Origin of the sequence: Kribbella sp. NPDC006257, from assembly GCF_040613535.1 — a bacterium.
Lineage (GTDB): Bacteria > Actinomycetota > Actinomycetes > Propionibacteriales > Kribbellaceae > Kribbella.
In genome coordinates this window covers 1-19,308 of sequence record NZ_JBEXSJ010000005.1, presented here as the reverse complement: position 1 = coordinate 19,308, position 19,308 = coordinate 1, and the positions used below count along the sequence as shown (strand labels likewise).

The 19,308-nt window shown below is 67.6% G+C and carries 18 protein-coding genes; 5 read left to right on the top strand and 13 right to left on the bottom strand.

From position 1 onward, the window contains the following. Positions 1-75: 75 nt before the first annotated feature. On the bottom strand, positions 76-1,578 hold the full coding sequence (locus ABZ004_RS07895) for a HAMP domain-containing sensor histidine kinase (protein WP_355679012.1): 1,503 nt from the start codon (positions 1,576-1,578) through the stop codon (positions 76-78). Next, the gene (locus tag ABZ004_RS07890; protein ID WP_355679011.1) at positions 1,578-2,255 is read right to left on the bottom strand and encodes a response regulator transcription factor; all 678 of its coding nucleotides are present in this window, start codon (positions 2,253-2,255) and stop codon (positions 1,578-1,580) included. Before ABZ004_RS07890 ends, ABZ004_RS07895 begins: the two co-directional genes overlap by 1 nt. 115 nt (positions 2,256-2,370) lie before the next feature. Here ABZ004_RS07890 and ABZ004_RS07885 point away from each other — a divergent pair, with 115 nt between their 5' ends. The 4 genes from ABZ004_RS07885 to ABZ004_RS07870 all read left to right on the top strand — a co-directional run bounded on the left by ABZ004_RS07885 (position 2,371) and on the right by ABZ004_RS07870 (position 6,372). Then, on the top strand, positions 2,371-2,715 hold the full coding sequence (locus ABZ004_RS07885) for a hypothetical protein (RefSeq protein ID WP_355679010.1): 345 nt from the start codon (positions 2,371-2,373) through the stop codon (positions 2,713-2,715). Between the two features lie 104 nt (positions 2,716-2,819). Further along, positions 2,820-4,019, top strand: a complete 1,200-nt coding sequence (locus tag ABZ004_RS07880) for an MFS transporter (protein WP_355679009.1) — start codon at positions 2,820-2,822, stop codon at positions 4,017-4,019. A 315-nt stretch (positions 4,020-4,334) separates the two neighbouring features. After that, positions 4,335-5,276, top strand: coding sequence for a DUF389 domain-containing protein (locus ABZ004_RS07875; protein ID WP_355679287.1), 942 nt, complete (start codon positions 4,335-4,337; stop codon positions 5,274-5,276). A 136-nt stretch (positions 5,277-5,412) separates the two neighbouring features. Further along, positions 5,413-6,372 carry a hypothetical protein gene (locus ABZ004_RS07870; protein WP_355679008.1) on the top strand — a complete coding sequence of 320 codons (960 nt, stop codon included), beginning with the start codon at positions 5,413-5,415 and terminating at the stop codon, positions 6,370-6,372. Between the two features lie 5 nt (positions 6,373-6,377). Here ABZ004_RS07870 and ABZ004_RS07865 read toward each other — a convergent pair whose 3' ends face one another. From ABZ004_RS07865 to ABZ004_RS07825, 9 genes are all read right to left on the bottom strand, one after another. Beyond that, positions 6,378-6,752 carry a hypothetical protein gene (locus tag ABZ004_RS07865; RefSeq protein WP_355679007.1) on the bottom strand — a complete coding sequence of 125 codons (375 nt, stop codon included), beginning with the start codon at positions 6,750-6,752 and terminating at the stop codon, positions 6,378-6,380. Between the two features lie 80 nt (positions 6,753-6,832). Next, positions 6,833-8,482 carry a chaperonin GroEL gene (gene groL / locus ABZ004_RS07860; RefSeq protein WP_355679006.1) on the bottom strand — a complete coding sequence of 550 codons (1,650 nt, stop codon included), beginning with the start codon at positions 8,480-8,482 and terminating at the stop codon, positions 6,833-6,835. 10 nt (positions 8,483-8,492) lie between these two features. Beyond that, the gene (locus tag ABZ004_RS07855; protein WP_355679005.1) at positions 8,493-9,518 is read right to left on the bottom strand and encodes an NAD(P)-dependent alcohol dehydrogenase; all 1,026 of its coding nucleotides are present in this window, start codon (positions 9,516-9,518) and stop codon (positions 8,493-8,495) included. Beyond that, complete coding sequence (locus tag ABZ004_RS07850) at positions 9,515-10,249, bottom strand: iron-sulfur cluster assembly protein (RefSeq protein ID WP_355679004.1); 735 nt, start codon at positions 10,247-10,249, stop codon at positions 9,515-9,517. Before ABZ004_RS07850 ends, ABZ004_RS07855 begins: the two co-directional genes overlap by 4 nt. Next, positions 10,246-11,280 carry an amidohydrolase family protein gene (locus tag ABZ004_RS07845; protein ID WP_355679003.1) on the bottom strand — a complete coding sequence of 345 codons (1,035 nt, stop codon included), beginning with the start codon at positions 11,278-11,280 and terminating at the stop codon, positions 10,246-10,248. Before ABZ004_RS07845 ends, ABZ004_RS07850 begins: the two co-directional genes overlap by 4 nt. A 6-nt stretch (positions 11,281-11,286) precedes the next feature. Then, complete coding sequence (gene mimD / locus ABZ004_RS07840; protein WP_355679002.1) at positions 11,287-11,622, bottom strand: propane 2-monooxygenase effector subunit MimD; 336 nt, start codon at positions 11,620-11,622, stop codon at positions 11,287-11,289. A gap of 2 nt (positions 11,623-11,624) precedes the next feature. Next, on the bottom strand, positions 11,625-12,731 hold the full coding sequence (locus ABZ004_RS07835; protein WP_355679001.1) for an aromatic/alkene monooxygenase hydroxylase subunit beta: 1,107 nt from the start codon (positions 12,729-12,731) through the stop codon (positions 11,625-11,627). A gap of 1 nt (position 12,732) precedes the next feature. Further along, entirely contained in the window at positions 12,733-13,767 is a 1,035-nt protein-coding gene (locus ABZ004_RS07830) for an FAD-binding oxidoreductase (RefSeq protein ID WP_355679000.1), read from the bottom strand. Positions 13,768-13,844: 77 nt separating this feature from the next. Next, positions 13,845-15,482 carry a hypothetical protein gene (locus tag ABZ004_RS07825; RefSeq protein ID WP_355678999.1) on the bottom strand — a complete coding sequence of 546 codons (1,638 nt, stop codon included), beginning with the start codon at positions 15,480-15,482 and terminating at the stop codon, positions 13,845-13,847. 140 nt (positions 15,483-15,622) lie between these two features. Here ABZ004_RS07825 and ABZ004_RS07820 point away from each other — a divergent pair, with 140 nt between their 5' ends. Continuing rightward, positions 15,623-17,332, top strand: a complete 1,710-nt coding sequence (locus tag ABZ004_RS07820; protein WP_355678998.1) for a helix-turn-helix domain-containing protein — start codon at positions 15,623-15,625, stop codon at positions 17,330-17,332. Here ABZ004_RS07820 and ABZ004_RS07815 read toward each other — a convergent pair. Both ABZ004_RS07815 and ABZ004_RS07810 read right to left on the bottom strand, forming a co-directional pair. Further along, positions 17,314-18,054 carry an NAD(P)-binding domain-containing protein gene (locus ABZ004_RS07815; RefSeq protein ID WP_355678997.1) on the bottom strand — a complete coding sequence of 247 codons (741 nt, stop codon included), beginning with the start codon at positions 18,052-18,054 and terminating at the stop codon, positions 17,314-17,316. The genes ABZ004_RS07820 and ABZ004_RS07815 overlap by 19 nt on opposite strands. Further along, positions 18,051-19,079 (bottom strand): LLM class flavin-dependent oxidoreductase, encoded by a 1,029-nt coding sequence (locus ABZ004_RS07810; RefSeq protein ID WP_355678996.1) that lies wholly within the window; start codon positions 19,077-19,079, stop codon positions 18,051-18,053. Before ABZ004_RS07810 ends, ABZ004_RS07815 begins: the two co-directional genes overlap by 4 nt. Positions 19,080-19,308 lie beyond the last annotated feature (229 nt).

The window sequence follows — 19,308 nt, the reverse complement described above, 5'->3', positions numbered from 1 at the left end:
ACTCCGGCCGGGACCGACCGTGAGTAAGTCTCACCTTACTTCACCGGACCCTGCCGACCCCAGTGACTTTCGCCATCACCGCCCGATCGGGAGGCGGATCTCGAAGGCCGCACCGCCGCCCGGCGCAGCCCCGACGGTCAGCGTCCCGCCACTCGCCCGCACCACATCACGAGCGATCGCCAGTCCCAGCCCGGCGCCACCGTCGTCGCGGCTGCGGGCATCGTCCAGCCGGACGAACCGCTCGAAGATCCGCTCCCGATCAGCGGCCGGCACCCCAGGCCCGTCATCTATCACCTGTACTACGGCCTCGGTCCCCTCCGACTGCACGACAACCCGCACCTCGTCGCGCGCATGCCGCTCGGCGTTGTCCACCAGGTTGCCCAGCACCCGCGCGAGCCTGGCCCGGTTTCCGAGGACAACTGGTTCGCCAAGAATCTCCACCACCGGACGCTTCCCAGCAGGCCGCCGGGCGATCTCCTCGTGGACGAGCTGCGCGATCTCGATCCGCTCCGGTGGCGGTCGCTCGCCGGCATCCAGCCGAGCCAGGAACAAGAGGTCAGCGGTCAACTGCTGCAATCGGATCGTGTCGGCGATCAGCTCGTCCAGCTCCAGCAACTCCGGATGCGCGGCCGCGATCTCCAACTGGGTCCGCAGCGACGCGATCGGGTTCCGTAGTTCGTGCGAGGCGTCCGCGACGAACCCGCGTTGCTGGGCGACGGAGGTCTCCAACGCGACCAGCGTCTCGTTCGTGGTCCGCGCCAGCCGGGCGACCTCGTCCTTCGATTCCGGCACCGGCACCCGCCGGCTCAGATCCCGGGCGGCGGTGATGCGACCGAGCTCACCGCGGATCGCCTCCACCGGCGCGAGCGCACGCCGGGTCACCGTCCACGTCACCCCAGCGATCACCAGCAACAGCAACGGCAGCCCGATCAGCATCGCCCGAGTCACCGTCCCAACCGCATTCTCCGCAGTAGCCAACTCGGCCCCCGCCTGCACAGTCACCTCACCGTTTCCCCCAGGCAGGGTCACGCCGAGCGAGGCAAGCCTGTACTCCGCGGTTCGCCCCTCCACCGTCGCAGTACCGGTCGAGTACGCCGCCTCACCCACCGCCACCTTCCCCGCCTGCCGCCCGTTGTCGTCATCGGACCCGTCATCCGGGTCCTGGTCGTCCGAATCGTCACCATCCGTTGCCGTCGGCCCCGAGCTCACCCCCGGCGACACACCGGACGTCGGCAAAACATTGGAGGACGGCGAAGCACCCGGTGTCGGGCTCGGCTGTCGGCGTACCGGCTGTCCGTTGATCGCCGTCAGGCCGTCGCTCGCCGCGAGCACCTTTCCTTTCGCGTCGGCGATTCGGACCGGTTGCCGGTCGTCGTCCGGGAGGTCGAGGGCAGCCGGCGCAGTACCACCGGCCAAGCGAGACGCGAGCTGCCGAGCAGTCACCTCCGCCTGCAACTCGGCCTGGTTCGACAGGTTCGAACGCAAAAGCAGCACCACCGCCAGCCCCGCCACCACCAGCGCGACCGCAACCACCGCGGTCGCCGCCACGGTCGTCCGGGTCCGCACCGACCCGCGCATCAGCCGCCGTCCCTCGCCAGCCGGTACCCGGCCCCTCGTACGGTCGTGATCGTCTTCCGCCCGAACGGCGCATCCAGCTTGCGCCGCAGCGCGCTCACATAGACCTCGACAATGTTCGGATCCCCGTCGTACGCCGTATCCCAGACGCCATCCAGGATTTGCGTCTTCGACACCACCTGGCCCGCATTCGTCGCGAGATGTTCCAGTACGGCGTACTCCTTCGCCGTCAGCTCGATCTCGTCCTCGCCCCGGAACACCCGTCGCGCGGCCGGCTCGAGCCGCAGGTCGCCGAGTTCGATCACCGGTGCCGCTCCCCTGGTCCGGCGGCGCAGCAGCGCGCGGATCCGGGCCACCAGGACGACGTACGAGAACGGCTTGGTCAGGTAGTCGTCGGCGCCGGTGTCCAGCCCCTCGGCCTCGTCGTACTCACCGTCCTTCGCGGTCAGCATCAGGATGGGTGTCTCGTCACCGGCAGCGCGCAGGTCGGCGCAGACCCGGTAGCCGTTGCGGCCGGGCAGCATGATGTCGAGCAGGATCAGGTCATAGTCGCCGCCGAGCGCCCGGTCCAGCCCGGTCAACCCGTCGTACGCGACATCCACCACGAATCCCTCGGCGGCCAGCCCCTTCGCCAGCGAGGTGGCCAGCCGTCTCTCGTCCTCGACGATCAGCAGCCGCATGCGTCCCAGCCTGACAGATCGACCCTGAAGACGACTTCAGGTTGCTTCAGGCATCGTTCAGCTCCGGTCGGCAGTGTCGGGGACATCGAAGATCCCCGACTGGAAGGAAGTTCTGATGAAGCGCATCGTTCTGACGCTGGCCACTGCCGCCGTACTGACCACCGCGGGTGTCGCCACCGCCTATGCGGTTCACGCCGACGACCACCCGTCCGGCGTGACTGCTGAGAGCCCGGTTCCGACCGGTTCGCTGACCGCGGCCAAGGCGGCGGAGCAGGCCGTGAAGGACGTGCCGGGTGGTGTCGTCACCGATGTCGACTGGGACGACAACACGTGGGAGCTCGACGTCCGGGCCGGCTCGACCTGGCGCGAACTGACCTACGACCCGAACGGCAAACTGCTCTCCAACCACCCCGACAACACCCGCTCGGACGACACCCGCGACGACCACGACGACGACTGACCGCAGGCCGAGACGGCAGGGTTGTCAGGAGGAACCAGCCGATAGGGTCCTGACAGGGCCCGAGGGGTTCGCCGACAATCCTGCTCGTCTCGCTGAGGATGCTGATGCTCGACCGTTCCGGGTCCGCGGTGAGCATCGTCATCGGCTCGAGGGTCTACCGATCAGCCTTCCTGTCCCTCCTGATCGCCGGCATCGGCACCTCAGCCGCCACACCCCAACTGACCCTCTTCCTCATCCGCGAACTCAACACCCCGCTACCGGTAGCAGGCCTGTACTACGTAACGAACCTGGCTGCCCCGCTAGCCGGATTCCTGATCGGACGCCTGTCGGACAGGACCCCCGAGCGGCTCCTCTGGTTCCGGATCTGCGCGCTGGTCGGCGCGCTCGGCTGGATCGCGATGGCAGCCGCCCATGCGGTCTGGCTGCCCTTCGTGATCAGCGCAGTAGCACTGAGCATCGGCGGTGGCGCAATGGCCCAGCTCTTCGCCGCCTGCCGCGACGAACTCAGCCGGCACCCGACCAAGGCCGACAACCGGGTCGTCGCGATGATCCGGATGGCGTTCACGATCGGCTGGATGCTCGGCCCGGTCCTGGGCAGCTGGTACGGCGGGGTCTTCGGCCTCCGCTCGTTGCTAGTGGCAACCGCCGTCTGCGTTTTCGGACAAATTCTTCCGTTCGGCACGCAACGGGTCCAGCGCTACCAGAACCCGGTCCCCCGGCCACCATCCGATCGACGGCAGATCGACCACATGATGCCGCTGCTGGTCTTCACCGCCGTCTGCATCCTGGCGATGACCGGCGACACCATCAAGTTCGGCTACCTACCGATCTACATGGCCGACGAACTGCACGTCTCCGACTCGACCCGCGGGCTGGTGATCGGGATCCAGCCGCTGCTCGAACTCCTGCTGCTCCCCGTCGTCGCCCGCCTCGCCGACCGGTTCGGCTCGCTGTGGGTGATGACCGGTGGCGCCGCAATGGGCCTGGCCGGGAATCTCGCCTACGCGACGGGCACCTCGGTCGGCATCCTCTTCCTCGGCCAGGCGCTGACCGCCGGCCTGTGGGCCTGCGTCGGCGTACTGGGTGTCTCGATCGCCCAGCACCTCTATCCCGAAGGCGTCGGCACCGCATCCGGTGTCTTCCTCAGCGCGATCCCGGTCGGCTCCGCCATCGGCGGCACGATCGGCGGCCTCGGCGTCGCCGCCATCGGCCTCCCGCACGTCTTCTTCATCCCCGCCGCCCTCACCACCCTCGCCACCATCTCCTTCGCCATCCTCAGCACCCGCCTCGAACACACCCACTAGCAGACCTTTCTCGGCGCACCAAGTTCTCGCGTTCGACGTCAACGAGACTCTGCTGGCCGCCAGCGCCACCCAGTTCTACTGCTCCAGTGCCCGCTGGACCTATCCCAACTTCGTCATCCCCAAGCACTCGAACAAGGCCACCCCGAGATCGGTCTGCCAGAAGTCCCGGGTCGCCAAGGGCGGGAGGGCCTACCAGTCCGATGCTTACGTCGAGGACGGCCCCGACAAGACCGGCATGCTGAGCCCGACCCTCCAAGTCCAGGACTAGCCCGGTGCCGGAGCACAGCGGGGCGCACCGGCATCATGGCCCTTGTGATGCATCTGCGGCTGATTGTGCCTGGGGATCGGACTGAGTTGGTGGTGGGGACGCTCACCGGGGACGAGCGGGTTACGAATGTTGTGGTACTGCCGGGGGCGGCGAAGCGGCCGGCTGGAGACGTTGTGTACTGCGACGTCACCAGGGAGGCGACGTCGGACATCCTCGGCTGGTTGAAAGCACATGGCCTGTACGACGAGGGGTCGGTCGCGCTCACCACCGTCGACGCCTCGCCGTCGCGCAACGCCTGGCGGACCGAGGAGGCGGCTCCGGGTGCTCCCGACGATGCGGTGGTCTGGGATGCGGTGGTCGGTCAGGGGTACGCCGAGGCGCGCGGCTCCTGGTCGTTCTACGCGTTCCTCACGCTGGCCACCATGATCGCCGCGATCGCCGTGATCACCGACTCGGCGATCCTGGTGGTCGGTGCGATGGTCGTCGGCCCCGAGTTCGGCGTCGTGGCGGCGCTGGCCCTCGGTATCGCGCTGGGCCGGAAGAGTCTGGCCTCCCAGTCGCTCGTCCTGCTGATCAAGGGCTTCCTGATGGCGATCCTGCTCACCACGCTGGCCGCCTTGCTGGGCCGGGCGGCCGGCTGGATCGACGTCGGCGACGTGACCGCGGCCCGTCCGCTCACCGGTTTCATCTGGCGGCCGGACCACTGGTCGGTGGTCGTCGCCGTGCTGGCGGGCTGCGCCGGCGTACTGTCCCAGACAGCCGGCCGGTCGAACGCCCTGGTCGGCGTCTTCATCTCGGTCACCACCGTCCCCGCCGCCGGCGACCTGGCCCTCTCGATCGCCGTCGGCGCCCCGGCCCAGATCGGCGGTTCGGCCGCCCAGCTCGGCATCAACCTGGCCGGCATGACCTGCGCCGGCGTCGCCACCCTCCTGCTCCAACGAGCCCTCTGGCGAGCCCTGACCCAGAAGCACCAGCGCGAATCGCCCTGAGTGTTCACCTGAAGTAAGCGTTCCGGCGCGCGGACGGCCAGGTGCGAGGGTTGGACGCGCCGGTTATGGTCTGAGCGACAGTGGGCCGGTGTTTGGCTCCCGGCGACCACCCCTCGGTCGCCGGAAGGAGGCCGTCGTGGTGGTGAGGCGAGAGCAGCTCGAGTTGGTCTGGCGGGGAGCGAAAGCGGTCGTCACCCATCGGGCCGTTCAGGTCGGTGCGTTGGTCGGCGCCGTGATGTTGTCGCTGTGGAACGTCGAGCGGGTGCCGCATACCTCGGTACTGCCGGCCGCGATCGGATTGCTGCCGTTCGCGATCGGCAAGTACGTGCTGTGCCCGTTGCGGTGGCACGCGCTCTCGGCCAGCGGCCGGACCCGCGCCTGGCACGTCCGGGCCTACGCGGAGAGCGAGATCCTCGGGCTCATCTCACCCTGGCACGCCGGCGCCGACCTCTGGCGGGTGCACCGATTGGAGGCCACCGGCGTACGGCGTACGTCGGCGATCGCTTCGGTCGCGCTGGACCGGTTCGTCGGTGCTGTCGGACTGATCGTCGCCGTGGCGGTCTGTGGGATCACGATGCCGCCGATGGTGCTCGTCGTCGCGCTCGGTCTCGCGGCCGTGGTGCTGGTGGCCGCGATCCTCGTACGCCGACGGCGACCCGGTCTCGCCGGGAGCTGGCCGTGGCCGTCGCCCAAGGTGTTCACGGCCGGCGTCGTGCTGTCGATCGGTTACCAGGCCACGATTCTCGGCCTGCTGATCGGTGCGCTGCAGGCGGTCGGCGACTCGGTGTCGGCCTTCCAGCTGGTCGCCGTATTCGGAGCAAGTCAGCTCGCTGGTGTGCTGCCCGGCGTACACGGTGCCAGCCCGCGCGAAGGAGCGTTGGTCGCGGGCTTGGCCTCGATCGGGGTCTCCTGGACTGCTGCTTTCGGAGCAGTCGCCCTCACCGCATTGCTTTACTGGGTTGCGGCTTTGCTCTTCGGTGGTGGCTGCTTCCTGTTGCGCTGGCGCGGCTGGTTCAAGGATCCGAGACCGATGGCCGCACTGTGCGCGGGTGGCACAGGCGCCGGGCTGATCGCCGCGGCACCTGTGCCCGATTAGCTAACTCAGAAGCTGAGCTTCCCGGTCACCAGGTACGGATCGCTCTTGGCCTTCGACTCGAACAGGATCAGGAAGCACTGACCCGCTGGTACGTCGGTCGCCAGCACGTGACTGGGGGACTTCTTCGTAAAGACCTGGACGTCACCCAGGTCGCCGCCGCTCTCGCACTCCTCGACCAGCACCTCAGTTGCCTTCGGCACGGTGGTCAGGTTCAGCTTCACATCGCCTCCCTTCGCGATGTAGGTGCCACCCGAACTCCAACTGTGCCCCTGAACCAGGTGGGTGTAGTACTGACCAGCCGGTGCCGCCTGGGCGGCCAGCGGAGCTACGGCCAGGGTCGACACTGCCAACGCCGCAACAGCGGCCACTCGAACCTTCATAGTTGTCCCTCCATCGACGATACATACTCAGTATCTAGATACTAAGTATGTAGAGGGTCATCCTGTCAACAGCGTTCTTCTCAGTAGATGTTCGACGGCCGGACCATGCCTTCGGCCAGGTCACCGAAGCCGGGGGCCATGATCGTGCCGGGATTGCCGAGCAGTTCCTCGACGACCGCGGTCTCCGTCGTGATGATCAGGGCCGCGATCGACGCGGCGCTCTCCAGGGCCGCCCGGGTCACCTTCAGCGGATCCATGATCCCTTCGTCGAACATGTCGCCGTACGAGCCGGTCAGCGCGTTGAAGCCGTGTCCCAGCGGAAGCGAGATCACCTTGTCGATCACCTCGTCCCCCTCGTAACCGGCGTTGATCGCGATCCACCGCATCGGCTCCGGGAGCGCCCTGCGGACCACCTCGCGGCCGACCGCCGCGTCGCCGGTCAGCTCGACCCGGGAGACCGCGTCCATCGCCTGGACCAGCGCCACTCCCCCGCCGGCCACCACGCCCTCCTCGAGCGCCGCCCGGGTGGCGGCCAGCGAATCCTCGACCCGCAGCATCCGCTCCTTGAGCTCGACGCTGGTCGCGCCACCGACCCGGATCACCGCGACTCGCCCGGACAGCCGGGCCATCCGTAGCTGCAGGTTGTCCTGGTCCGCGTCGATCTTCGCCCGCTCGAACTGCGTCTCGAGCTGCGCCAGCCGGGCCTCCACCAGGGTGGCCGCGCCGTGCCCGCCGACGATCGTCGTACCGTCCTCGGTGATCGTGATCCGGTCGCAGGACCCGAGCCGGTCGAGGGTGACCTCGGACAGGTCGAGTCCGGTGTCCGCGGCGATCACCGTGCCGCCGAGCGCCACCGCGAGGTCCTCGAGTTCGGCGAGCCGGCGATGGCCGAAGCCCGGTGCGCGGACGACGACCGACCGCATCGTGTTGTGCATGTTGCCGCCCACCAGGAGCTGCAACGCGGGTCCGTCGACGTCTTCGGCCAGTACGACGAGCGGCCGGTCGGCGCGCTTGGCCACCTCGACCGTCGGCATGATGTCCTGCACCTGGGAGATCTTCTTGTTGGTGAGCAGGATGACCGGGTTGTCGTAGACGGCCTCCATCCGCTCCCGGTCGGTGACCATGTACATCGAGATGTAGCCGTGGTCGAAGTCGATGCCGTCGACAACGTTCACCGACAGCCCGAAGGTCTCCGACTCCTCGGTGGTGACGATGCCGGTGCGGCCGACCCGCTCGACCGCCTCGGCGACCACCTCCCCGATCGACTCGTCGTCGCTGGCCGCCAGCGTCGCGATGTGCCGCAGATCCTGCGCCCCACCGACCTCGGCCGCCCAAGAACGCAGGGTCTCCACGACCACCGGCACGGTCTGCTCGATCCCGCGCCGGACCCGCATCGGGTTGGCGCCGGCGTCGACGGCCCGCAGGCCCTCGCGGACCATCGCCTGGGCCAGCACGGTCGCGGTGGTGGTGCCGTCGCCGACCACGCCGTTGGTCTTCATCGCGACTTCCTTGACCAATTGCGCACCCATGTTGGCGAACGGGTCACGCAGCTGGATCTCCTTCGCGATGGTGACGCCGTCGTTGGTGATCGTGGGCGGGCCGGTCAGCTTCTCCAGTACGGCGTTGCGCCCCTTGGGTCCGAGCGTCACCTTGATCGCGTCGGCCAGCGCATTCACCCCGGACTCGAGCAGCCTGCGTGCGTCGGAATTGAACCTCAGTTCCTTTGCCATGATGTTCCTTTCAGGGGATGAGAATGGCACGGCCGCGGACCAGGCCGGCGTCGAGGTCGTCGAGCGCCTGCTGGAAGTCGGCCAACGGATATTTCGTGGTGTGCAAGGTGACGCTGCCCTGCGCGGCGAGCACCATCAGCTCCTGCAAGTCGTTGTACGAACCGACCAGATTGCCGAGGAAATTGATCTCGGTCGAGATCACGTCGATCGTCGGGACGTCGAGGTCCTCGCCGTACCCGACGACGTAGTAGTTGCCGGCCCGGCGCAGCATCGCCACGCCCTCCGCGGTAGAGCCGCCCTCGCCGACGAAGTCGATCAGCGCCTCCGCGCCGTGACCGCCGGTCAGCTCCAGCACCTGCTCGATCTGGGTGCCATCGGCAACGATTCCGTGGTCCGCGCCGAGCTCGACGGCGAGCCGGACCGCCGCCGGGTTGCGGTCGACCACGACGAGCCGCACCGCCGAGATCGCCTTCAGCACCTGGATGCCGATGTGGCCGAGTCCGCCGGCCCCGATCATCACGCAGACGTTCCCCGGCCGCAGCCGACGAGCTGCCTTGGCGACGGCGTGGTACGCCGTGAGGCCGGCGTCGGCGAGCGCCGCGACATCAGCGGGTTCCAGACCGTCGTCGATCCGGACCACGCTGCGCGCCGTCGTACGGAGGTATTCGGCGTAGCCGCCGTCGGTGTCGATGCCGGGGAACCGGCTGTTCTCGCAATGCACGTCGTCACCGGAGCGGCAGGCGCGGCACAGGCCGCAGGTGATCAGCGGGTGCAGGATCACCTTGTCGCCGACGGCGACATTGGTCACCGCATCGCCGACCGCATGGACCCAGCCGGCGTTCTCGTGGCCGATCGTGTATGGCAGCGCGACGCCGCTCTTCTCCGCCCACTGCCCTTCCAGAATGTGCAGATCCGTCCGGCACACTCCGGCGCCACCGATCCTGACCACCACGTCGAGCGGCCCGGTGATCTGCGGCTCCGGTACTTCGGTGAGCTGCAGCTTGGTGTGATAACCGACGACTTGTACCGCCCTCATGACGCTCTCCTCCTCGTGTCGGTGATGCGGGTGGACAGCGGTTCGCCGTCGTACCGGGTCGCGAGCAGCCCGCGGCAGAAATGCGCGTTGCCCTCGACCGAGACGCGGACCGCCTTGGCATACCGGAGCCGCAGCGGGACGGCCGCCTGCTCCACCGGCTGCCCTTCCTCGTCGACGACGACCAGCTCGTCCGGCCTGATGCCGAGCCCGATGTCCGTACGCCGTCGCAGCAGCGCCTCCTTGTGCGGACCACCGGGGAGCTCGCCGAGGGTAAGGCGATCGAGTTCGTCGAGATTCCGGTCGGTGGTCCTGAGCAGCGCCATCACGCACCGCTCCATCGCCGCGGTGTGCGCCTTGCGCTGGAAGATCCGCCGCAACTCGTCCAGGCTGTCCTCGGCCTCGGGACCGAACGTGCCCCGGTAGCCGGCGTTCAGGGCCAGGCCGGCGTTGATCCGGTCCGAGTCGTGGTGATCGTCCAGCAGCACCATCACCCGTCCGGTGCCCGGGACGCGCCGGAGCGCGTCCTGGGCGTCGGCCGCCATCAGGTAGGCGAAGTTCGGTGCGCAGAACGAGGTCGGCAGCCGGAGATGGACAGTCACCCCGGCATCGTCGAGCCGGATCGACCGGACGAAGCCGAGCTCGGTGATCGGCTCGTCGAGTTCGGGGTCGACAACGGTCGCCAGGGCCGCGGTCACCTCACTCGCCAGACTCGCTGGGGTGACCGTGCTCATGACGCCACAGCCCCAGCGGCCACCTCGACGTCGGTGTCACCGGCATCGGTGGGCAGCCGTAGCTCCGCCGGCACCTCCAGGCCGTACAGCGCGGCAGCGTTCAGCCCGAGGATCTTCTTCTTCTGCGGGACCGTGATCGGCCCGTACTCCGTCTGGCCCGCCGGCAACTGGAAGTCGACGAACTTCTCGACCAGCCACTTGGGCGTCCAGATCGCGTAGTCGCTGGAGAACAGGATCTTGTCCTCGCCGATCCAGTAGAGCAACTCGCCGAGGATCTGGGCGAAGTACCCGGGCCGGGTGTGGATGAACGGCATCGCCACCGCCAGCCCGCCGTACACGTTGGACTCCTGAGTGGCGATCCAGCAGAAGTCCTCCAGCCTCGGCAGGCCGACATGCTCGACGATGAAGTTCAGGTCGGTGTAGTCGGTGGCCACCTTGTCGATATCGGCCACATCGAAGGCGTCCCGGTCCAGCGGCCGGATCGTGGGGCCCTTGTGGACATGGATGTTCTTGATCCCGAGCTTCAGGCACTCCTCGAGATAGCGGCGCGCCCAGGGGTCGTCGAGCTTCCAGCCGCGGGAGTCGCCGTGCCACTCCGCGGTGTAGAGCTTCACGCCCTTCAGATTCATCCGCTGCGCATCCTCGCGGAGCTGTTTGAGTCCGGCCTCCTCGAACCGTGGATCCCAGGCGTGGTTGTAGGTCAGCCTGCCAGGGTTCTGCTTGGTCAGTGCGAGCGCTTCCTCGGTCTGGCCGAACCCGGTCCGGTAGAAGTCGCCGAGGATGGCCGGCTGGAAGATGGCGTGGTCGACGTACCCGTCCTCGAAGATGTCCTTCAGCAGCCGGTCGCCGCCGTAGTACGTGTAGGTGTCGTAATCCCAGACGACTTCTTCGGGACTGAGGTTCTTGTGGTAGTCGTAGAAGCAGTCGATGAACTGCTTGCCGTGGATGTTCTTGTGGTTCGAGGCACGGCCGTCCCACAGCGCGATGTGCGCGTCGACGACGTAGTACTTCTCACCGTTCTTCTCGTACATCGGGCATCACTTCCGGACCAGGTCGAAGCCGATGTACTCGGCGGCGTCCTCGGGGCTGGCGAACAGGATGGTCTTGTCGTCGAGGTGCACCATCCGGCCGTAGTGGGTGGAGCTGATCTCCTCGAACACCGAGCCGTCGAACTCCGAGCCGAGCGCGTCGGTCAGTTCGGCGTAGTCGAAGTCGAGCAGCCCGGTGCCGTCGACGCGGATCATCGACGGGTACTCGGTCAGCTCGACGCCTTCCTTCGCGCCCATCACGTCGGCGACGACCCGGCCGATCGGCGTGTTCATCAAGGTGACGCCGCACTTGTTGGAGAACTCGGCGTCCGATCCGAATGTCATGCTCACTGGTCCAGCTCCTTCGGTGAGTCGAGCCCGAGATCCTCGAGCAGCGAGCGGAACTTCTGCTTGGCCGCGTCAAGACTGACCGCGAACGTGATCGGCTTCTCGGCCGGCTGCGACCAGATCGGCTGCAGCGCCTGCGCGGCGGTCAGGCAGCGCGGCACCCAGACCGAGAGCCACTCCCCGAGCAGCACCTTGTTGGTCTCGCCGAACTCCTCGTCCCGGGTCAGCAGCCGGAACAGGTTGCGGGTGTAGTTCAGGTCGCGGTCGTAGTCGTACTCGCCGGTGCCGACGATGGTCGGGGTGATGTAGTCGCCGTTGCGCGCCGCGATCTGCATCACCAGCTCGCTGCGCAACAACGAACCGACGAGCTGCTCGAAGACGATGTTGGTGGCGAACAGCAACTCACACCAGTCACCGACAGCGGTCAGCCGCTCGACCACCTCACGGGTCGGCTGCCACTCGGGCGCGTCCTTCCAGACCTCGATATGCGCCGACCCGTCGAACGGCACGTCGGCCTCCGACAGATCCAGGTTGAAGAGCGCGAGGTCCTGGGCGAAGCGCATCTTGTGGGCGGCGTTGACGGCGACCGCGGTGTTGATCATGTTGGTCGGGCCGGATCGCTGAATGCTGGTGAAGACATGCAGCGCCAGCCCGTTCTCGGCGTGCATCCACGCACCCAGGTTGCGCTCGATGAACTTGAGCCATGCCGGGTTCCACGCGTCGTACACCCTGGCCCGCTTGGCGTTCTGCAGACAGAGGTCGACCTGGCGGACGACCGCGGAGTTGTTCCGGTAGATCGTCTGGTTCCACTCCTCGTTGGGGTCGAGGAACGCGTGCCAGTTGGACGACTTCGCTGCCGTCCACTCCTTCGGGTAGCCGCCCGGGCCGTCGCCGAAGCCGTAGATCCAGCCCTGGCTCAGGTGCCGCTCGGGGTCCGGCTGGACGTCGACGGTGACGTCCTCGTACATCGTCGCGCGCAGCTTGGCCGGCTTGTAGTAGTTGTACGACCGGCTCTTCGAACTGGGGAACTCCAGCGCGCCGGCCTCGGAGTCGGTGAACTCGATCTTCGGGAAGCTGCGCTGCTTCGGCACTGCGGATTGCGTCATCTCAGACTCCATCGGTCGCGGGGCTGGTGAACTTGTCGTAGAAGACCTGGTCGTTCGGAACGTTGCTTGCCTCGAGCAATGCCAAGGCGGCGTCCACCATCGGCGGCGGTCCGCACAGGTAGACCTCGCTGCGGTGCAGCTCCGGCTCGCGGCGCTCGACGATCTCGGTGACGTTGCCTTGCTCGGCCGCACTGTCCGCGCCGTCCATCGACTCCGACAGGCAGGCGATGAACTCGAAGTCGGCGAGGTCCGCGCCGAGCTCGGCGATCAGGTCCAGGTAGAACAGGTCGGCCGCCGTCCGGGCGCCGTAGTAGAACCGGACCGGCCGGGTGCTGCCGGTCTCCCGGAGCTGGCGCAGGATGGACAGGATGGGCGCCATCCCCGCCCCGCCGGCCACACAGACCACCGGGAGCACATGGCCGTCCTTGAGGGTCGACGACCCGTACGGACCGGTCAGCTCCAGCACGTCGCCGGCCTTCAGCTCGCCGTCCAGCAGCGCCGAGAACCGGCCACCCGGGTACTTCTTGATCAGGAACTCGATCTCGCCGGCGGCCGAACCGGTCGTCGCCATCGAGAACGACCGATGGTCGCCGGTTCCGGGGATGGTGATGTCGACGTACTGGCCGGGCTTGAACTCGAAGGCCTGCCCCGCGGTCAGCCGGAGCGAGACGATGTCGCGGGTGACCGGCTGGATCGAGGCAACCTCGGCGCTGACGGTCTGGATCGGGATGCCGCCGAGCAACTCGTCCTCGTCGAAGTTGAGCAGCTCGATGGTGCAGTCGCTGTAGGCGTGCGCCCGGCAGAGCAGCACGTACCCCTCGGCGACCTCGGCGTCGTTGCAGGCGAAGGTCGAGTAGCGCTCCATCTGCAGGTCGCCTTCGAGGACGTACGACTTGCAGGCGGAGCACTGCCCCTCCCGGCAGCCGTGCATCAGGTGGATGCCCTGCCGGAACGCCGCGTCGAGGATCTTGTCGTCCTCGGTGACCTCCATCTCGATGTCGACCGGTTCGAAGCGGATGCGATGACTGTCGGCCATCTCGACCTCCTCACAGTGGGGGTGATGGAACGGCTGGTGGCGCCGGACGACAGGGCTCCACGGCGCCACCAACCGGGTCAGACGGCGGCCTTGGTGCCGTTCGCCTTGTACGCCGCGATGTGCGCCTCGCGCTCGGCGTCGGACATCTGGTTCAGCAGCACGTTCGGGCTCATGAAGGTGTTGCCGCGGACGTCGTCGAGGGTCCACATCTTCTTCGGGTCGTCGAGGTCCAGGTGCGGCTGCCCGATCAGGGTCTTGCCGTCGTCCCGGACGTATCCGAGGTCGGAGACGATGTCGGCCAGGTCCTTGTTGTGGTGCAGGGTCTCCCACTCGCGGAACCCGGTGAGCCGGCCCATGTTCGGGGTCGGGCGCCCGTCGTACTCGCTGCGGAACGCGACCGCGTCGGTCCAGTAGCAGGTCTCCGAGCAGTAGGTCCGCCACTGGTCGTCGACCTTCTCGGTGACCATGTCCTCGCGGATCAGCGCCGGCACCATGCAGGTCCAGCAGCGGTGCGGGTACTGGTAGCCCACCTCTTCGAAGGCGATCGGCTTGTTCCGGCCCGGGTAGGCGAGCCGGTTGTAGTTCTCCCACCACTTGCCGTACTTCGAGTACCAGCCCGGGTACTTGCCCTCGAACCACTCGAAGTCCTTGTCGGTCATGGCGTCGATCCGCCAGTAGTTGACCGGCCATCCGGTGGCGAAGAACCGCGCCACCTCGTGCACGTAGCCCTTGTTGGTGATCCGGTTCCACGCTTCCTCGACCAGATCGTGCGGGATGGTGAGGCCGTACTTCTCCAGCGGCAGCAGGTAGCTGCGGTAGTAGTCGTCGTAGATCCAGCGACGCCACATCTCCGCATAGCTCTCCCGGTCCTTGCGACGGTCCTTCGTGCCGTACTCGATGAAGGTGCCGATCGCGGCGTCCACCACACAGTGGTTGTTCCACCAGGCGTACCGCAGATCCCGCTCGAGCAGCGGCCGGTTGCGCTCGTCGGCCAGCGCCATCAGCAGGATCGAGTAGCCGTTGCTGATGTGCCGCGATTCGTCGGACTGCACCGAGTGGAAGACGGTCGGCAGCAGGTAGTCGCCGTTGGCCGCCGCCTCGTCGGGCATCGCGACGAACAGCGTGTTGGTGAAGGCGGTCTCGGCGACCACCGTCAGGTAGATGTTCGCGGCGGTGATCGCGTCACCGGTGATGAACCCCTCGCCGAACTGCCGGCCGATGGTGCCCGCGTAGTTGTTCGCGAACGCCTTCTCGGTCATGTCGAACCCGGCCGGGTCGATGTAGTTGTTCATGTACAACTTCTTCAGGTTCATCTGGATCGTCGAGTGCCGGACCTCGTCGATCATCTGCACCGCGAGCCCGTTGTGGATCTCCGGGTTCGGTACGGCGTCGATCGCCATCGGCATCGCCCGGGCCGCGGAGATCTCCGGGAACGGGATGATGCTCAGGAACAGCTTCTGCCACTCCAGCCAGCGCTGCTGCACCTGGCGGAACATGTTGCCCCGGATGGCGCCGTCCATCGCGCCGTAGACCCGGTTGTCCTTCTCCTCCTCCATCGGGAAGTAGGACCGCATGATCTGCTTCAGCGGGTCCTTCTTGGGCGCCTTCTCGAACGTGTAGTCGGTCCCGAACCGGGTGGCCGGCGTGGCGAAGGTCGGCTCCCAGGAGAGTTCGGTGATCTTGGCATGCGCCTTGGTGAGACTCTGCCTGCTCATGTCTGCCTCCAGAATCGGCTGTGTTCCAGCGATGAAAGCCGCCTGGAGGCGGTGGCTCTGTCTCAATGTGAGACGCGGCTTCTCTCCTTGCGGATTACCGTTGGCCGTGTTCCGCTGTCCCGGAGTGAAGGGAGCTGACGATGGCCATCGACCTACCGGCCCGGAACACGATCCGGATGTCGTGGCAGCGCTCTCAGGCGTCGCTGGTCGACACCGACCAGCCCGCACCGGCGTACTTCGCCGGGGTCGACTACGACACCACGCTGACCAGGGCCGCCCGGCCGGTGATCGACGCGCTCTCCTCGGAGCTCACCAACGAGCCGGTCTGCATCATCCTGACCGACGCGAAGGGGATCGTGCTGGACCGTCGCGGCGGCGACCGGTCGCTGATCCGCCGGCTCGACTCGGTCGACCTGTCCCCCGGATTCCGCTATGCGGAGTCCGAGGTGGGCACCAACGGCATCGGCACCGCGCTCGAGGTCGGCGGGCCGATCCTGATCCGCGGCGACGAGCACTACACCGGCGTACTCCGGAGCTTCGCGTGTGCCGGTGCGCCGATCGCGCACCCGGTCACCGGCGGCCTGCTCGGCGTACTGGACATCACGACCCAGGCCCGCAACTCCAACGCCGTCCTGCTGTCGTTCGCCAAACTCGCCGCGCGCCGGATCCAGGAGCGCATCGTCGAGGAGGCGAACGCGCTCGACCAGGCCCTGCTGAGCGACTACTACGCGGTCTGCCGGCACACCGGCGGCTCGGTGATCGCCCTCGGCGACGAGGTGTTCATGATCAACGCCCACGCCCAGCAGCACTTCGACTCCACCGACCAGGCCGCGCTGATCGACCGGACCCGCGACGCCCGCGGCGGCACCAAGCCGGTCACGTTCATCGCCGACCTGCCGAGCGGGACGATCGCCCGGCTCGCCTACCACCCGACGTTCCTCGGTGACACACTGGCCGGCGGCGTCGTCCAGATCAAGGAACAGCGCCCGGCCCCGCGAACCGCCGGCGACGGGCGAGTGCCGGCCCTTCCCGGACAGGCCGGTACGAGCCCGCTCTGGCGGCACACCATTCAGGAGGTGCTCGACGCGAGCAGCCGAGGCGATTGGCTGGTCGCCGAGGGCGAGGCGGGCGTCGGGAAACTGACCCTGCTGCGCAGCGTGCGCGACTACACCGCACCGAACCGCCGGCTGGTGGTTCTCGATCCCGCCGGCCCGACCTCCCCGGACGCCTTCCTCGCCCAGGCTGGCGCCGAACTCGGCTCCGGCGCGGACCTGATCATCCACCACGCCCACCTGCTGCCGGGCGAGGTGATCCAGGGCCTGACCGAGCTTCTGCAGAGCGTCCGTGACGGCGCGCTGGGCGGCGACCCCTGGGTGGCACTCACCATGATCGCCGGACTTGCCGACAGCCCCGAGGAGCTTGCGACCCAGCTCCTGCATTTCTTCCCGCGGACCGTCGCCGTACCGCCGCTACGTCATCATCTGGAGGACGTCCCGGCCCTGGTCCGGCATCTCCTGAACAGAGCCGGTATCACCGGGGTGACGCTGTCGGCGCCGGCGATGAACCAGCTGATGAGGCTTCCCTGGGCCGGCAATGTGAGCCATCTGCGCAGGGTGCTCACCGCGGTCGCCCGGCGCCGCCGGGCCGGCGTGGTGGAGCTCGACGACCTCCCCGCCGAATGCCACGCAACGACCCGGCGCCAGCTGACCAGGATGGAAGCACTCGAGCGCGATGCCGTCGTCGGTGCGCTGGCGAGCCACCACGGCGACAAGACCGCGGCGGCAGCTGCGCTGGGCATGTCCCGCGCGACCATCTACCGCAAGATCCGCGACTACGGCATCGTCAACTGAGCCGTTGCCGAGGGCAACTGGTACTGGACCTTGGCTGAATAGTTCGCCTTGTCGTTGCGGGCTTCGGCGATGAGGCGGCCGCGTGGGGTGTGCGGGAAGCGGTCGAGCATCGCGCGGACCTCGGCGGCTTCGACGTTGGCGCCGAACAGTTCCGTGTCGAGGCCGAAGCGGACGCCTTCTGCCAGTGGGCCGGCGATCACCGGGTCGAAGCCGAGGGCGTCGACGATCATCGCGACGGATGCGGCGTCCTCGGGCTCCCCGGCGACGGCGATCGCCTTGCGGTTCGGCGTACCGGCTGGGCGGGCGCCGTCTTCGAGGTCGTGGTAGCCCATGTGGTTGAACGCCTTCACCACTCGGGCTCCTGGCAGGAAGTCCTGGACGAGCTCGCTGGACGAGGTGCGCGGGTCGGTGAGGTCGTCGCGGTGACCGTCGATCTCCCACCAGTAGTTCATCGCGTCGATCACCAGCTTGCCGGCGAGCGCCTCGGCCGGGAGGTTGCGGTATTTGCCGAGTGGCAGCGCGAGGATCACCACGTCCGCCTGCGCGGCAGCGTCGGCCGCCGTGGTCGCCACCGCTCCGGGCGTGACGACCTCGACGATCAGCGCGATCTTCGACACGTCCCCGGAACCGGCGATCAGCACGCGATACCCGGCGGCTACGGCGAGGCGGGCAAGCACTGTGCCGACCTTGCCGGCGCCGAGGATTCCGATGGTGGGCTTCATGCGACGAGCTCCCGGACCATCGGGATCACCTTCGCGCCGTACAGTTCGACGGCTTTGAGGCGAGCACTGGCCGGCACCGAACCGGCGCTGTAGATCAGGTCGAAACGGCCGACGTCCAGCTTCTTCACCGCATCGGCGATCCGATGCGCGACGGTCTCCGCCGACCCGACGTACAGGGATCCGTGCGCGACCTCGGCGTCGAACTCGGCCCGCTTCACCGGCGGCCAGCCGCGCAGCGCGCCGATCCGGTCGCGCATCACCTTGTACCGCGGCCAGAAGATCTCCTTAGCCTCCTCGTCGGTGTCGGCGAGGAAGCCCGGCGAGTGCATCCCGACCGGCAGTGCCTCCTTCTCGAACTGCTCGGTCGCGCGGCGATACAGATCGACGTACGACGCGAAGCGCTCGGGCGAGCCACCGATGATGGCGAGCATCAACGGCAGGCCGTAGTACGCCGTACGCACGACGGACTGCGGTGTGCCGCCGACCCCGACCCAGGTCTTCAGGCGACCGGATTCCGTCTTCGGGAAGACATCGGCGTTCTCCAGCGCGGCGCGTGTGGTGCCGCTCCAGGTGACCGGCTTCTCGTCGAGGAGCTGGGTGAACAGCTGCAGCTTCTCCTCGAAGAGGACCTCGTAGTCCTGCAGGTCGTAACCGAAGAGCGGGAACGATTCGGTGAACGAGCCGCGGCCGAGGATGACCTCTGCGCGCCCTTCCGAGATGGCGTCGACGGTCGCGAACCGCTGGTAGACCCGGACGGGATCGTCGGAGCTCAGCACGGTCACGCCGGAGCCGAGCTTGATCCGCGAGGTCTTGGCGGCGATCGCGGCCAGCACCGTCTCCGGGGTGGAGATCGAGTACTCCGGCCGGTGGTGCTCGCCGAGCGCGACGGCGTCGACGCCGAGTTCGTCGGCGAGCACCGCCTCCCGGATCACCTGGCGGATCGCCGCCGCACCGGTCACGAGGTTGCCGTCGTCGTCCTCCGGAATATCCCCGAAGGTGTCGAGCCCGAACACCAGGTCGCTCATCACACGTCCCTTCCCATCTGGTCCACAGTCAATGAAAGTCTAGGTTGACATGTCAACACAGATATCGGCGGGTCCATTCCCCACCCGAGGCCACTGCCATGATTTTCGCCCGCTGACGGGTTAATATCCCGTCAGCGGGCGAAATAAAGGCGTTGGACGGTTATTCAGCGGGGCGTGCGTGTGGAAGGTGATCTCTTAGTCGCTCTCGATGCATTAACCCGCATCGACC

Bases quoted from the DNA above. Each gene is read 5' to 3' on its own strand.
- ABZ004_RS07895 (WP_355679012.1), bottom strand. From the start codon at position 1,578: ATGCGCGGGTCGGTGCGGACCCGGACGACCGTGGCGGCGACCGCGGTG.
- ABZ004_RS07890 (WP_355679011.1), bottom strand. From the start codon at position 2,255: ATGCGGCTGCTGATCGTCGAGGACGAGAGACGGCTGGCCACCTCGCTG.
- ABZ004_RS07885 (WP_355679010.1), top strand. From the start codon at position 2,371: ATGAAGCGCATCGTTCTGACGCTGGCCACTGCCGCCGTACTGACCACC.
- ABZ004_RS07880 (WP_355679009.1), top strand. From the start codon at position 2,820: ATGCTCGACCGTTCCGGGTCCGCGGTGAGCATCGTCATCGGCTCGAGG.
- ABZ004_RS07875 (WP_355679287.1), top strand. From the start codon at position 4,335: ATGCATCTGCGGCTGATTGTGCCTGGGGATCGGACTGAGTTGGTGGTG.
- ABZ004_RS07865 (WP_355679007.1), bottom strand. From the start codon at position 6,752: ATGAAGGTTCGAGTGGCCGCTGTTGCGGCGTTGGCAGTGTCGACCCTG.
- groL (WP_355679006.1), bottom strand. From the start codon at position 8,482: ATGGCAAAGGAACTGAGGTTCAATTCCGACGCACGCAGGCTGCTCGAG.
- ABZ004_RS07855 (WP_355679005.1), bottom strand. From the start codon at position 9,518: ATGAGGGCGGTACAAGTCGTCGGTTATCACACCAAGCTGCAGCTCACC.
- ABZ004_RS07850 (WP_355679004.1), bottom strand. From the start codon at position 10,249: ATGAGCACGGTCACCCCAGCGAGTCTGGCGAGTGAGGTGACCGCGGCC.
- ABZ004_RS07845 (WP_355679003.1), bottom strand. From the start codon at position 11,280: ATGTACGAGAAGAACGGTGAGAAGTACTACGTCGTCGACGCGCACATC.
- mimD (WP_355679002.1), bottom strand. From the start codon at position 11,622: ATGACATTCGGATCGGACGCCGAGTTCTCCAACAAGTGCGGCGTCACC.
- ABZ004_RS07835 (WP_355679001.1), bottom strand. From the start codon at position 12,731: ATGACGCAATCCGCAGTGCCGAAGCAGCGCAGCTTCCCGAAGATCGAG.
- ABZ004_RS07830 (WP_355679000.1), bottom strand. From the start codon at position 13,767: ATGGCCGACAGTCATCGCATCCGCTTCGAACCGGTCGACATCGAGATG.
- ABZ004_RS07825 (WP_355678999.1), bottom strand. From the start codon at position 15,482: ATGAGCAGGCAGAGTCTCACCAAGGCGCATGCCAAGATCACCGAACTC.
- ABZ004_RS07820 (WP_355678998.1), top strand. From the start codon at position 15,623: ATGGCCATCGACCTACCGGCCCGGAACACGATCCGGATGTCGTGGCAG.
- ABZ004_RS07815 (WP_355678997.1), bottom strand. From the start codon at position 18,054: ATGAAGCCCACCATCGGAATCCTCGGCGCCGGCAAGGTCGGCACAGTG.
- ABZ004_RS07810 (WP_355678996.1), bottom strand. From the start codon at position 19,079: ATGAGCGACCTGGTGTTCGGGCTCGACACCTTCGGGGATATTCCGGAG.